The following is a 13,042-nucleotide window of genomic DNA, read 5'->3' as shown; positions in this document are numbered from 1 at the left end:
TCATCTGTGAGAATGATTTCAGAGCAGATGAGGCCCCTCAACGGTATAAACCTGTCGGGGTTGACTTAGAGTATTAGGTAGAAGTAAAAAATCCCGCGAAAGGCTTCAGCGTGACTGAGCAGAACAATCCTCACCTGCCCCACCAGAACAGCAATTCATCAATCGGCCCTGAGGGTGAGGCTCCCCAGTCACCGAACCACCGGGCTGAGCCGGAACCAGTCGAGCAGGCCCCCAATGCGCCCCAGCAGGACACCCCGGTGTACGGTCAGCCCAGCCAGCAGACACAGGACTACACCGCTCGGCAACCCGCTTCTGCCCAAGCTGACCCCTACGCACCGCAATCATCCGGTTACGGCCAGCAGCCTTCCGGTCAGGCTGGTGCCTACAGCGCACCTGGTTACGGTCAGTCCGGCCCCAGCCAGCCGGGCGTTGGTCAGCCAACCTTTGATGCCTACGGCAACCAGATTCCTTCTGATGCCAAATCTATGGCTTTGTTCGCCCACCTTTCAGGTCTGATTGGGCTGGTAGTTACGGTCTCATCCCTTAATTTTATTGGGCCTCTGATTTTCTGGTTCATTTACAAGGACAAGCCCGGCTACCAGTTCGTGCGTTACGCAGCGGCTGGGGCCTTTAACTTCTCCTTCACCATGTGGCTTATCAACGTGGCTGTCTGGATTCTTACCATTGCCACGCTTGGTATAGCAGCGGTATTTACCTGGATTATCCTGCTTGCTGTTTGGGTAGCCCTCATTGTTCTGCACATTATTGCCGCTGTTAAGGCAAATAACGGGCAGGTCTACGACTACCCCATGGCCATCAAGGTCCTGAGCTAGTAGGCCTTTAACGCTCAAAGGGACTGGAAGCACCGGGCTAATGCGGTGCCTTCCAGTCCCTTTCCCTTATAAGGGGTAGGCCAGACTAATGCTCCTTGCTGACCTTCTCACCTGGTTCGCTATCGCTCACACGGCGATTCACGCCCGCTCCGAGCCAGCAACTTCGCTGTGAGCCTTCTGCTACCACGGATGAAAGGTAGGTATTAGCCGGTCAGCTCGTCCAGCAGGGCCAGGACACGCTGGTTGATGTCATCACGGATCAGCTTCATGCGCTCAGCTCCCTCAATCCCGCGCAGGGACGGTTCATCGGTTTCCCAACGCTCGGTCTTAGCTTCAATCTCGGGGCTGACCCCTTCAAGGTGGGCGGCGGTACCAACAATAATGATGCGGTCGGCCTCCTGTAGCTCCTGCTCGCTCGCGTACTTGGGGTAGCCGGTGCTCATATCGGCCCCTAGCTCAGCTAGTGACTCAGCAGACTCAGCGTTTACAGCACCACCAACCGCGGCCTGAGTTCCCGCTGAGGTGGCGACCACCTGCCCCTGGGCGTGCAGGTTCATCAGGGCCTGCGCCATCTGTGACTTTCCCTTGTTGGACTGGCAGACAAAAAGGACGCGGGGTGGGGTTGCCATAGCTCTCCTCAGCTTGAGTTTGGTGACTAAAGATAAGCCTAGCGCCCAGGGTGGCTGGCCAGCTGTACCCTGCAAAAATATGCACAAGTGAACCTGGCTGGGTCCGAAAGAAGAGGAAACTTCTCCAGGCAGGTTAGACCCTGCCTAGATACCGTGAATACCATTTAGCTGGTGTTGAAGATGTCGCCGCCTGCACTGACGCCATGGAAGAAGCCCCTGCCCTCCAGGCGTGCGGTGACTACCCTACTGGCCGGGCACCTGGACTAGGGAATGTTTGGTCCTGAGGTTGGCAAGCTGGTGGATAATGCCGGCATGTACCATGCCTGGGCCGAGGAAACTGAGCCAGGCAAGTCGCACAACCACCTGTCCATTATTGGGTGCAAGTTCAACGACAGTATCCATAACGGGCAGATGGACACCTCTGAACTGCGCGGTATGGGGCTGGCCTTGAAGCACCCCGCCCCCGAGGATGAAGAAGAGAAGATTACAGTCTACTCGGTGGGAGGTATACCTATTAAGGATATTGCCTGGGGCACCGTGGTCTACCGCAAGGCGGTCAAGAAGGGGATCGGCACCGTGCTGAACCTGTGGGAAACTCCCGCTATGAGCTAGTTCCCTGGGGGGTGAGCAGCTATCTTCTCGCTGGGACGAGAGGGCAGGTGCATTTTTATGGGGCGTGAATCACACAGAATTTGGATAGTATAAAACTATGCTTTCACATGATGCGGGACACTGGAGTGGGTACAATCAAGCCCAGGTGGGCAGACCTGTGCGCTCTTTACTGACTGATGCCCTCTCACTCCTAGATGTTTGCGGGGGCAAGGCTCTTGATGTGGGGGCTGGAGCTGGCACACCTTTGAGCTAATAGCCCAGAGACCGCACAAGCCCTTACCTACTGCTGCAGAAGTGAGATAAGGGCATATGTGGCAGTTGCCTTCACAGGCTACAGATGAGCACCAGAGACCTAATCCGCTCTCAGGAGCTCTTCAAAAGGGGTGACAGAGAGCCCAACTGACCCCTGTGGCCGAGTTACCTGAGCGGCTTGAGGCCCGGGTCTTTTCTGACCTGCGATACCAAAGAAGGACCCTGCATTGAGGGTTTCTTGGGTATTTGGCTTATTTGCTTTTTCTGTTAGCTGGTTTCCGCTCGTGGGGCGGTACCCGTACGTGCCCGATAGGTAGTGAGCCAGCTCTTGAGCGGCCCGATTAATACGGGGTTGAAGATCAAGATCTGCCCCATAATCATCTGTGGCCGCAAAAACAGCGGTAGGCATGATGTGCATCCGCAAGTAGGCAAAGAGCGGTCGCATGGAGTGTTCTACCATGAGAGAATGACGGGCTGTTCCACCGGTTGCCGCCAGAAGAACTGGTTTACCGTGTACATCCTGGTCATCGACGATGTCCCAAAACATCTTGAATAGCCCAGAATAACTTGCTTTGAAAGTCGGGGTAACGGTGATGACCGCGTCCGCTTTCCTCAAGTGATCCAGAGCCACTGCGAGTTGGCCACTGGCGAAACCCAGCGAGAAAAAATCGGTCAGAGGCTTGGCTAAATCACCAAGAGACACCTGAATTATTTCTACCTGCTCACCTTGAGCAGCAAGGGTCTTCCGGGTGGCATCTGCTAGCTGTTGGCCTAAAAGTTCTGTGGTGGAGGGGGTAGTAACCCCGGCGGTTATCGTGATTATTTTCAGCATGACTTAGGCCTGAAGCTCTCCGATAGAAGCTGGGTCAACGGCACCTTGGTAGGTGGGGTCGGTCATCTTACCACCAGGAACCGGCTTATAACCTGCCCTATCACGGGCCAGTAAGGAGGCGTGGGTGGGAGCCTGCGGCACATGAGCTGGCTTGAGCAGGGCAAATTCCTTGCGAAGAACTGGTACTACTTCCTCGCCCAGGATTTCTATCTGATGGAGCACCTCTTCATGGGGTAGCCCCGCATGGTCGATGAGGAAAAGCTGACGCTGGTAATCGCCTGCATAGTCCCGGAAAGACAGGGTCTTTTCAATTACTTGCTCGGGTGAGCCAACGGTTAGTGGGGTCTGCTCCATGAACTCTTCTAGGGAGGGGCCGCCACCGTAGACGGGGGCATGATCAAAATAGGGGCGGAAGTAGTTGATCGCCTCTTGGGAATTCTTCTTCATAAAGACCTGGCCACCTAAACCTACGATAGCTTGGTCGGCGCGGCCGTGGCCGTAGTGTTCGTAGCGTTCACGGTAAAGGTTGATCATCTGCTGGGTGTGTTCTTTTTTCCAGAAGATGTTGTTGTGAAAGAAGCCGTCGCCATAGTAAGCGGCCTGCTCAGCAATTTCTGGGGTGCGGATGGACCCGTGCCAAACAAACGGGGCCACTGAATCGAGAGGTTGCGGGGTGGCTGTAAAAGCGTTGAGTGGGGTGCGGAATTTACCGGACCAGGTAACGCGCTCTTCGTTCCAGAGGCGCCGGAGTAGCGCATAGTTTTCAACGGCTAGGTTCAGGCCCTGGCGGATATCCTTGCCGAACCAGGGGTAGACGGGGCCTGTGTTGCCGCGCCCCATAATCATGTCTACTCGACCGTCTGTCAGATGTTGCAGTGTTCCATAGTCTTCTGCGATGCGGACAGGGTCGGTTGTGGTAATCAGGGTTGTCGAAGTGGAGAGCTTAATGTTCTTGGTTTGCGCTCCAATATAGGCGAGGGTGGTGGTAGGAGAGGAGGCTATAAAGGGTGGGTTGTGGTGCTGGCCTACTGCGAAGACATCTAGCCCTACCTCTTCGGCTTTTTGAGCCATTTCGACGATATTGCGTTGGCGCCGGTACTCGCTGGGGGCCTTGCCGCTGTGGGGGTCTGGGGTGATGTCGCCTACTGTGAAGATGCCAAATTGCATGATGGATGCCTTTCTTTTTGAGTTTTATCTCTTGTATAGCCCCCACTCTAAACCTAAATACTTTCCTTGTAAAGTAATTTCTTGTTTTGGGTCGGATGCCTAGGGCAAGTACTTACCCAAAAAAAGAGCCCTGGCTCAATTGAGCCAGGGCCACAGACCGGGTGACATGACAGTAGAAGTAGAAAAGACCCCATAGGAGACCGGGGGTGAGAATAGACCGAGCTACAAGGCGCTAGATACAGCAGGTATAGTCTCTGCGCGGTTGGCTAGTTACCAACCGCCACCTGAGGTCAACCGCTATCGTTCTAGCACCAAGCATTCATGGCAGTAGCTCTACCAGATCTTAACCCGCTCTTCGGGGGCCAGGTAGAGGGCATCACCCGGCTGAACATCAAAGGCCGTATAGAACTCGTCAATATTGCGCACTACGCCGTTGACACGGAACTCCTCGGGGGAGTGCGGGTCAATAGCCAGGAACATCTCGGCGGTCTGGGGGCGGGTCTTCATACGCCAGCCCTGCGCCCAGGCCACAAAGACACGCTGGGTGGCGGTCAGGCCGTCAATCACCGGGGCAGTCTCCAGGGTCAGGCCCTGACGATCAAGCGCAATTTTGTAGGCCTTCAAGGCAATAGAAAGACCACCCAGGTCACCAATATTTTCACCCAGGGTCAGCTCACCATTAACCGTGAACTTTTCGGGGTCAAGGCCGGTAGGGGTGTAGGCGTTGTACTGCTCCACCAGGGCCTTAGTGCGCTCGGTGAACTCTGAACGGTCAGCGTCCGTCCACCAGTTATTGAGGGCACCGGTGCCGTCGTACTTAGAACCCTGATCATCAAAGCCGTGCCCAATCTCGTGCCCAATCACACCGCCGATTGCACCGTAATTAACGGCATTATCAGCCTCAGGATCAAAGTAGGGTGGCTGAAGAATGGCCGCAGGGAAGACGATCTCATTGGCCGGTGGCATGTAGTAGGCGTTGACGGTCTGCGGGGTCATCAGCCACTCGTTCTTATCGACCGGTTCGTTGATGCGACCCACCTGGAACTCGTGTTCAAAGACCGCCGACCGGCGCAGATTCTCAAAGAGATCATCGGTCAGTTCCAGCTCAGAGTAATCCCGCCAGGTGTCGGGGTAGCCAATCTTTGTGACAAAGCTACCCAGCTTTTCCAGGGCGCGGGCGCGGGTCTCATCGGTCATCCAATCCAGGGTGCCAATCGACTCGCGGTAGGCCGCCAGCAGGTCATTGACCAGTTCCAGCATCTTAGCCTTGTGGGCTGGCGGGAAGTGGATAGCAACGTATTCCTTACCCAGCTCCTCACCCAGGGAACCTTCTACCAGACCAACTCCGCGCTTCCAGCGCTCGCGCAGTTCTTGGGAACCCGAAAGGGTACGCCCGTAGAAGTCAAAGTTCTCAGCCACAATCGCTTCGGTTAGGTAGGGCGCACGGGAATGAGCCATATGCCAGATGTACCAGAGCTTCCAGATAAACAGCGGGGCAGTGGCCCACATCTGGGCGGCGGCCTCAAAGTAGGAGGGCTGGTTAACCACCACGGTACCCGCTTTCTCCAGAGAGATGCCCATGCCCTCAAGCCAGCTGCTAAAGGGGAAGCCTGGGAAACTGGTCTCTAGCTCCGATGCCTGAATTGGGTTATAGCGCAGATCGGCATTGCGGGACTTAACGTTATCCCAGTGGTGGGAGGCAATCTCGGTCTCATGGGCAAAGACAGCTTTAGCGGCATCGGCGGCTTCTAGCCCAAAGTTCTCGGCCAGGCCGGTCAGCTCAAACATGCGGGTGATGTGCTGAAGGTAGGCATCACGGATCTCGGCGTACTTTTCGTCGCGATAGTAGGACTCATCAGGCAGGCCCAGACCGGTCTGGGACAGGTAGAGCACATATTTCTCGGGGTTCTTAGCGTCAATGCTGGTGTACCAGCCAAAGGGGCCGCCGTGGCCCTGAACATCGAGCGCTGCCATGACCCGCACCATGTCATCGGGGGTGGCGGCGGCCAAAACCTGCTCGACTTCGGCCAGTAGGGGAGTGAGGGCGTCCTGCTCAATTTTCTCGGTATTCATGAAAGATGAGTAGAGCGCACCGATACGGGAGCCGGGCTGTTCGGCGGCGAACTTTTCGACAATCTCACGCACATGCTTTTCGGCGGCATCGCGCAAGAAGTACATGCCACCGTCACGTGAACGGTCGGCGGGAATCTGGTGGGAGTCGTACCAGGTGCCGTTGACGTAACGGAAAAAGTCGTCGGCAGGGTTGGTGGCGGGGTCAAGGAAGCTGGTATCAATACCTGAATGTGTCATGCTTCTCAGTTTAGAGGTCTGCTGATATCTTCTTGACCTGATTTAGTGGGTTTGGCTCAGGGCGTGACCAGCCTATCAACAGAACTACCTACAATGCCCACTCTTATCGCCACAAATCATAGTTTCCTCTAGTTATCAGCACTTTTCTGGAGAAAAATGATGTGTGAGCAAGCGAGCTTAGGACCCTTCAAACGGTACCTGCGCCCCAGCCTCACCGCACCCATACACGTGTGACACACCACTATTTCTCTAGGGAGAAAATCATGACTCTTTCTACAAATCGCCGTACGGCTCTTAAAGGTCTGGCTATTGCAGCACCCCTGATGGCAGTAGCCCCAGCTGCATTTGCTGATAGCACCACCCCACCCGGTGGACAACCCCAGCCCACGCCCACTCCTCACCCCGGTCACCCCCACCCCACCCCTAACCCCGGTAACCCCAACCCCCCCAGCACCGGCGGTGGCGGCCAGGTACCCCTGCCCCCGGGCTGCCACGACGGTAACTGGATGAGCCAGATTCCCTGTGCACACTTCACAGACCAGAGCAACGGTGAAGGCTGGTGCTTTGGCAACACCACCACCCTGACCCTAGATGCTTCCGCAGGTAGCGCAGGCTACGACGTTCAGTGCTACCTGGTGCCCGTGTGTGGCGATGGCTCACGCGCCAACACCCACGGTGACGCCGCCGAACGTTTCCGCTGCATCAGCCGTGGCTACTACAGCAGCGGCAATTTTTTTGCCGGTAACTGGACTAGCCCCTGTGACGTCAGCGGGCTTACTATGCCTTACGCCTTCGACGGTTGTAGCTCCGGGCCCTGCACCATCACCCTACCCCAGGGGTCCATCATGGTTCAGTCCAACAACGTCTGCTTCAGCAACACCCACGGGGTCGGCAAACTACAGATTAAAACAGCTAACCGTTGGTTTAGCTCCTGCCAAAGCTGGATCAAGGCTATCTGGGTTATCAGGAACAAGGCTACCGGCCACTGGCACGTACTAGATACCGTTGGTATTGCCGGTAACACCTGGCGTAGCGGTTACGACGGCAAGTTCTAAGGTTTTTCTACCTAGATACCCGCAGAAGGCGTTAGGGCTAGTGGCAAAAGCTACTAGCCCTAGCGTTTTTTCTTGTACCTACCTGACCTCAAGGTCAGCTGGCTGTGAGCAAGATTTTATAGCTAACTAGGTCATCCTTTAGGTAGGGTTAGTAGCCTATGCCTTCATCTCAGCCTGCCCAGAGCAACCCATCAGAACATCTAAGACCCCAGGCTAGTCCTCAGACTCAGTCGCTTGAACGTCATGAGTTCCTACTACTTGCCATCATGGTTCTATCCGCTTTTGTTCTGATTCTCAATGAAACCCTACTGGGGGTGGCTCTTCCCAACATCATGGAAGACCTCAACATCGCGGCAGCAACTGCCCAATGGACCTCCACCGGCTTTATGCTCACCATGGCTGTGGTGACCCCCGCATCGGGCTTCATTATTTCCCGCTACTCCATTCGAGCGGTCTTCCTGGGAGCTATGGCCCTCTTCTCGCTAGGTACTCTGGTATCGGCTACAGCCCCCGGCATTGCTCTACTCCTGGTAGGGCGAGTGCTTCAGGCGGGCGGAACCGGCATCGTGATTCCCTTGCTGATGACCACCATGATGCGTCTGGTTGCACCCAGTAAAATCGGCCAGGCTATGGGCATCATCGGTATGGTCATTTCAGCGGCCCCTGCTGCTGGCCCCACCGTCTCTGGCCTGATTCTGAATGTTGCGAGCTGGCGTTGGCTTTTCTGGCTCATTCTGCCTATCGGTTTGATTGCCCTTGCTGTGGGTTCCCGCCTGGCACCTGCCGGTAAGCCCCAGGGCAAAAGCCAACGTCTTGATCTGCTCTCCATCGTTCTATCTACCGCAGGCTTCGGCGGCCTGGTCTTGGGTCTCTCCTCGCTTGGCGGGGAATCAACCCACGGCGGTGCCCACCTGCCGGTTAGCCCCTGGCTGGTCACTGGTTTTGCCGCCGTCATTATCGCCGCTTTTGTGGTGCGCCAGATTAAGCTCCAAGAACGCGGCCCCTTCATGGACCTGCGTATCTTCAAGGCACGGCCTTTCACCCTCACCGTTATGATGAGTTCGGTGGGTATGGGTGTCATGCTGGGTACCGCTATCCTGATTCCGCTCTACACCGTGAACGTCCTGGGCCTGACCCCGCTGGAGACCGGTATGATGCTCCTTCCCGGAGGCCTGCTCATGGCCGTACTCAGTCCCTTTGTTGGCCGCCTGGCTGACCGTCTGGGCGCTCGTACCCTGGTGATCCCCGGTGCGGTTCTCTTTATCGCATCTATCTGGCTGATGAGCACCTTTAGCCAGAACACCGCTGTCTGGTACGTGGTAGCAACCTACATGCTCATGAGCTTCTCGCTACCCCTCATTAACACACCCATGATGTCGGTGGGCCTGGGGTCGCTCAACGGCGAACTGCAGGCTTTTGGCTCATCGGCTATGACTACCTTCCAGCAGGTTTCGGGCGCTGCAGCTACCGCCAGCTTTGTGGCCCTGCTCGAGCTAGGAAAAGCTACCAGCAAAAAGACCGATCTGGCCGCCTACATGGACGGCGTGCACCTGGCCTTCTTCGCTGCCGCCTGCCTGTCACTGGTCTGCCTGGTTGTTGCTCTTCTGGTACCTGCGGGCAAGCAATCCACCGGAGCCGCACCCGCAGCCCGCTAAGGTAGAGGCTATGAGTATTGAATATCGCCAAGTGGGTAAGAGCGGGCTAACCGTATCAGCGGTCGGCCTGGGGTGTAACAACCTGGGACGCAGTAAAACCGCAACCGAAACACAGGCTGGCACTAACGCCGTCCTTGCCGCTGCTGTAGCCGAGGGCATCACCCTCTTCGATGTTGCCGATATCTACGGCGCCGAGCCCGGGGTTTCCGAGACCATGTTTGGCCGTGCCCTGCGTGAGACTGGGATAGACCGGGACGACATCGTGATTGTCAGCAAGTTCGGCATGGATATGGGCGGTGTGAATGGGCGCGACTACGGTGTGCGCGGGTCCCGCCGCTACATTATGCGCGCTGTTGAAGCGTCACTGACCCGCCTGGGCACAGACTATATTGACCTCTACTTCCATCACACCCCCGACCCCGCCACCCCGGTTGAGGAAACCCTCTCTGCTCTGGGCACCCTGATTGAGCAGGGCAAGGTGCGTTATATTGGCTCCTCTAACTACGCTGGCTGGCAACTAGCCCACGCTGAGCACTTAGGTCGCGCCCTGGGCCACCGTTATATAGCTGCTGAGAATCACTACAACCTACTGGACCGCAGGGCTGAACTGGAGGTTCTACCGGCAGCCCGCGAGTTCGGGCTGGGCCTGCTGCCCTACTTCCCCCTAGCTAACGGTCTCTTGACCGGTAAATACACCCGTACCCAAGCTCCTGCTGATGGCCGTTTGACTCGCATCAAGCCCGCCCTCTTAGAGGGCGCCAACTGGGGGCAGTTGGAGGCTTTCTCTGCTTTTGCCTCCGAGCGTGGTCTTACCGAGGTGCAGGTTGCCTTTAGCTGGCTGGCCCAGCAGAACCCGGTGGCGTCGGTAATCGCGGGAGCAACGAGCCAGGCACAGGTCAAAGCGAATGCGGCGGCCATCGTGACCCGTCTGAGTGACGTCGACCTGGCGCAACTCGACGCGATCTTCCCGGCACCTCCCAAGGTCGCGCTGTTCTAATCACGTCACAAGAGGGGCTTCCCTGTTAGAGGTGGTCGATAGCGTACTGGGCCTGTTCGGGGGTGAACTGTTCACCGTGCTTGCTGGTGAGCTGGTCGTAGAGACTGTCGGTGCTCATGTCCATCAGGTCCATGTAGCTCCGGGCTGACTCTAGTGCTTCGGCATTCCAGTCAACCTTGACCTGATCCACCGCGTACTGGGCCTGTTCGGGGGTGAACTGCTCACCGTATTCATTGGTGAGCTGGTCGTAGAGCCCGGCATAGGAGAAGGACATGATGTCAATGTAGTTCTGTGCTGCTCCTAAGGCTTCGGCATTCCAGTCAACCTCCAGATTATCCAGAGCGTACTGGGCGGCCTCTGCCGAGTGCTTTCCGCCGTATTCACTGGTGAGCTGGTCGTAGAGCCCGGCGTAGGAGAAGTCCATAATTTTGACGTAATTGCGTGCTTCTGCCAGAGCGTTCTCGTAGCCGTCAGGGACGTTGCCCTTTGACTGTGATTCTGCCTTTGAGGGGGTTGTGGTTGTGCTTGGCTGAGCCGAAGATGAGGCAAGGCTGGAATCGGCGGGTTGCATGAGCGCCGGTGCTGACAGCGAAGATGAAGCGACGGGGGATTCTGCCTCAGTTTCGCTTGCTGGCTGTCTAGCTGCTGGCTGATGCGAAGCGGAAAGGACCGCTGTAACCAATAGTACGATGCCACAAATGACGGTGCCCAGAAAGGAAAGAACAATCGCCAGAATTGAGGTAACTCTTTCCTTTGATTTTTGGAAGAGACCTGCGATTCCGGCACCAAAGCCGGCGGGTAGCAGGATCCAGCCCAGGACCGAGGTTGCCGGAAAAATGCCGAAGATGAGCCCCGACACGGAAAGTGTAAGGGCTATAAGTCCTATGCGGTTTTTAGGTTTATGAGTCTCCGGTTGTGGGGGTGCTAGTTGGGGGGAATCTGGGGCGCTATTGGGGGGAAAGCTGCTCATGCTACCCATTCTAATTTATTAAAAATTACTGGGCGGTATTGCTTGGAGATTTATGGTGTTTGGCGTGGAATGGTGATTAGTTTTATGTGACTTGTAAAATTTACAATTTTTAAATAAATATAGAATATTTTACTTGTAAAACATCTTTCTTGGAGAATTGCGATGTCCTATGATTTTTTAGGCTTCGCATAATGGGTTCTGACCCACTGAGCACTGTATGAGTCCCTGTATATAGGGTGCCTACCGAGGGAGCCTTCTACTTTTGTTCTTGCCAGAAAACCGCGCCGACCCTCTCAATACTGTGCCACCTTGGTATTCTTAAAAACGGTGTGCTCTGCGCCAAACCGCATACACAGCTAGCTCAGCGCCACCCCACCGCCGTGAAACCCGGCAGGTGACACCTATTCAGGAGTAAGACTTTTATGCCAGCAATCGTGATTGTAGGCGCCCAGTGGGGCGACGAAGGTAAGGGCAAAGCAACCGACCTGCTTGGCGGTCGCGTTGACTATGTCGTCAAGCCCAACGGTGGCAACAATGCCGGGCACACCGTCGTCGTCAACGGCCAGAAGTTTGAGCTCAAGCTCCTTCCCGCCGGTATCCTCTCAGAAAACGCTGTCCCAGTGATCGGTAACGGTGTTGTGGTGAACCCCGAGGCCCTTTTTGAAGAAATTGACGGGCTTGAAGCGCGCGGGGCAGACACCTCCAAACTCAAGATTTCAGCCAACGCCCACCTGGTGGCTCCCTACCACCAGACCATGGATAAGGTGACCGAACGGTTCCTGGGCAAGCGTGCTATCGGTACCACCGGTCGCGGTATTGGCCCCACCTACATGGATAAGGTGGGCCGCCTGGGTATCCGTGTGCAGGATATTCTCGATGAATCTATCCTGCGTCAGAAGGTTGAAGGGGCCCTGCGCCAGAAGAACGAACTGCTGGTCAAGGTCTACAACCGCCGCCACGTTGAGGTCGAAGAGATCGTTGACTACTTCATGAGCTTCGCCGATCGGCTAGCGCCTATGATTGTGGAATCAACCCAGCTCCTTAACAAGGCGCTGGATGAGGGTAAGACCCTGCTCATGGAGGGCGGCCAGGCCACCTTCCTGGACGTTGACCACGGCACCTACCCCTTCGTGACCTCATCGAACCCCACCGCAGGCGGCGCTTCGGTTGGTTCCGGTGTTGGACCCACCCGCATTTCCCGCGTCATCGGTATTCAGAAGGCCTACACCACCCGCGTGGGTGCTGGACCCTTCCCCACAGAACTCTTTGACGAGATGGGCGAGTTCTTGCAGAAGACCGGTGGAGAGTTTGGGGTCAATACTGGCCGCCCCCGACGCTGTGGCTGGTATGACGCGGTGTTGGCTCGTCAGGCCGTACGCATTAACGGCTTTACCGACCTCTTCATCACCAAGCTGGATGTGCTCACCGGGTTGGAGAAAATTCCGGTCTGTGTGGCCTACGATGTGGACGGCGTTCGCTTTGATGAGATGCCTATGACTCAGTCGGACTTTCACCATGCAAAGCCTATTTATGAGTACTTTGACGGTTGGGCTGAGGACATTACTGAGGCTAAGACTCTCCAAGAGCTGCCTGTCAATGCCCGTAGGTACCTGGAGAAGCTCGAAGAGATCTCTGGCTGTCGTATCTCGGCGATTGGTGTTGGCCCGGGGCGCGAGCAGACTATTGTGGTCCGCGATCTGATCGACGAATAAATTTTTTTTCTAGGTGGA

Annotated in this window: 11 protein-coding genes; 6 read left to right on the top strand and 5 right to left on the bottom strand. The window is 56.1% G+C overall.

From position 1 onward, the window contains the following. The first annotated feature begins 110 nt into the window (after window positions 1-110). Window positions 111-833: a DUF4870 domain-containing protein gene (locus tag ACN082_RS07730; RefSeq protein ID WP_419100283.1), complete on the top strand. Its 723-nt coding sequence runs from the start codon at window positions 111-113 to the stop codon at window positions 831-833. Window positions 834-1,036: 203 nt separating this feature from the next. Here the strand turns inward: ACN082_RS07730 and ACN082_RS07725 are convergent, their stop codons facing one another. Beyond that, window positions 1,037-1,462: a low molecular weight phosphatase family protein gene (locus ACN082_RS07725; RefSeq protein WP_419100282.1), complete on the bottom strand. Its 426-nt coding sequence runs from the start codon at window positions 1,460-1,462 to the stop codon at window positions 1,037-1,039. Between the two features lie 270 nt (window positions 1,463-1,732). Here ACN082_RS07725 and ACN082_RS07720 point away from each other — a divergent pair, with 270 nt between their 5' ends. Continuing rightward, window positions 1,733-2,074, top strand: a complete 342-nt coding sequence (locus tag ACN082_RS07720; protein WP_419100281.1) for a hypothetical protein — start codon at window positions 1,733-1,735, stop codon at window positions 2,072-2,074. Between the two features lie 352 nt (window positions 2,075-2,426). Here ACN082_RS07720 and ACN082_RS07715 read toward each other — a convergent pair whose 3' ends face one another. The 3 genes from ACN082_RS07715 to ACN082_RS07705 all read right to left on the bottom strand — a co-directional run bounded on the left by ACN082_RS07715 (window position 2,427) and on the right by ACN082_RS07705 (window position 6,635). Then, entirely contained in the window at window positions 2,427-3,158 is a 732-nt protein-coding gene (locus ACN082_RS07715) for a CE1759 family FMN reductase (RefSeq protein ID WP_419100280.1), read from the bottom strand. 3 nt (window positions 3,159-3,161) lie between these two features. After that, window positions 3,162-4,325, bottom strand: a complete 1,164-nt coding sequence (locus ACN082_RS07710; protein ID WP_419100279.1) for an LLM class flavin-dependent oxidoreductase — start codon at window positions 4,323-4,325, stop codon at window positions 3,162-3,164. Between the two features lie 333 nt (window positions 4,326-4,658). Beyond that, on the bottom strand, window positions 4,659-6,635 hold the full coding sequence (locus tag ACN082_RS07705; RefSeq protein WP_419100278.1) for a M13 family metallopeptidase: 1,977 nt from the start codon (window positions 6,633-6,635) through the stop codon (window positions 4,659-4,661). Between the two features lie 263 nt (window positions 6,636-6,898). On the opposite strand from ACN082_RS07705, the gene ACN082_RS07700 reads away from it, so the two are divergent. The 3 genes from ACN082_RS07700 (at window position 6,899) to ACN082_RS07690 (ending at window position 10,342) form a co-directional block, all read left to right on the top strand. After that, window positions 6,899-7,690, top strand: a complete 792-nt coding sequence (locus ACN082_RS07700; protein ID WP_419100277.1) for a hypothetical protein — start codon at window positions 6,899-6,901, stop codon at window positions 7,688-7,690. A 158-nt stretch (window positions 7,691-7,848) separates the two neighbouring features. Further along, on the top strand, window positions 7,849-9,345 hold the full coding sequence (locus tag ACN082_RS07695) for an MDR family MFS transporter (RefSeq protein WP_419100276.1): 1,497 nt from the start codon (window positions 7,849-7,851) through the stop codon (window positions 9,343-9,345). A gap of 10 nt (window positions 9,346-9,355) precedes the next feature. Next, window positions 9,356-10,342: an aldo/keto reductase gene (locus ACN082_RS07690; RefSeq protein WP_419100275.1), complete on the top strand. Its 987-nt coding sequence runs from the start codon at window positions 9,356-9,358 to the stop codon at window positions 10,340-10,342. A 25-nt stretch (window positions 10,343-10,367) separates the two neighbouring features. On the opposite strand, the gene ACN082_RS07685 is transcribed toward ACN082_RS07690, so the two are convergent. Continuing rightward, entirely contained in the window at window positions 10,368-11,312 is a 945-nt protein-coding gene (locus tag ACN082_RS07685; RefSeq protein WP_419100274.1) for an Ltp family lipoprotein, read from the bottom strand. Window positions 11,313-11,734: 422 nt separating this feature from the next. Here ACN082_RS07685 and ACN082_RS07680 point away from each other — a divergent pair, with 422 nt between their 5' ends. Then, complete coding sequence (locus ACN082_RS07680) at window positions 11,735-13,024, top strand: adenylosuccinate synthase (RefSeq protein ID WP_419100273.1); 1,290 nt, start codon at window positions 11,735-11,737, stop codon at window positions 13,022-13,024. Window positions 13,025-13,042 lie beyond the last annotated feature (18 nt).

The organism is Rothia sp. CCM 9417 (genome assembly GCF_048513575.1).
Lineage (GTDB): Bacteria > Actinomycetota > Actinomycetes > Actinomycetales > Micrococcaceae > Rothia.
This window is presented reverse-complemented; position numbering and strand designations above follow the sequence as displayed.

Excerpts from the sequence above, each read along its gene's own strand:
- ACN082_RS07725 (WP_419100282.1), bottom strand. The coding sequence starts at position 1,462 with ATGGCAACCCCACCCCGCGTCCTTTTTGTCTGCCAGTCCAACAAGGGA.
- ACN082_RS07720 (WP_419100281.1), top strand. The coding sequence starts at position 1,733 with ATGTTTGGTCCTGAGGTTGGCAAGCTGGTGGATAATGCCGGCATGTAC.
- ACN082_RS07715 (WP_419100280.1), bottom strand. The coding sequence starts at position 3,158 with ATGCTGAAAATAATCACGATAACCGCCGGGGTTACTACCCCCTCCACC.
- ACN082_RS07710 (WP_419100279.1), bottom strand. The coding sequence starts at position 4,325 with ATGCAATTTGGCATCTTCACAGTAGGCGACATCACCCCAGACCCCCAC.
- ACN082_RS07705 (WP_419100278.1), bottom strand. The coding sequence starts at position 6,635 with ATGACACATTCAGGTATTGATACCAGCTTCCTTGACCCCGCCACCAAC.
- ACN082_RS07700 (WP_419100277.1), top strand. The coding sequence starts at position 6,899 with ATGACTCTTTCTACAAATCGCCGTACGGCTCTTAAAGGTCTGGCTATT.
- ACN082_RS07695 (WP_419100276.1), top strand. The coding sequence starts at position 7,849 with ATGCCTTCATCTCAGCCTGCCCAGAGCAACCCATCAGAACATCTAAGA.
- ACN082_RS07690 (WP_419100275.1), top strand. The coding sequence starts at position 9,356 with ATGAGTATTGAATATCGCCAAGTGGGTAAGAGCGGGCTAACCGTATCA.
- ACN082_RS07685 (WP_419100274.1), bottom strand. The coding sequence starts at position 11,312 with ATGAGCAGCTTTCCCCCCAATAGCGCCCCAGATTCCCCCCAACTAGCA.
- ACN082_RS07680 (WP_419100273.1), top strand. The coding sequence starts at position 11,735 with ATGCCAGCAATCGTGATTGTAGGCGCCCAGTGGGGCGACGAAGGTAAG.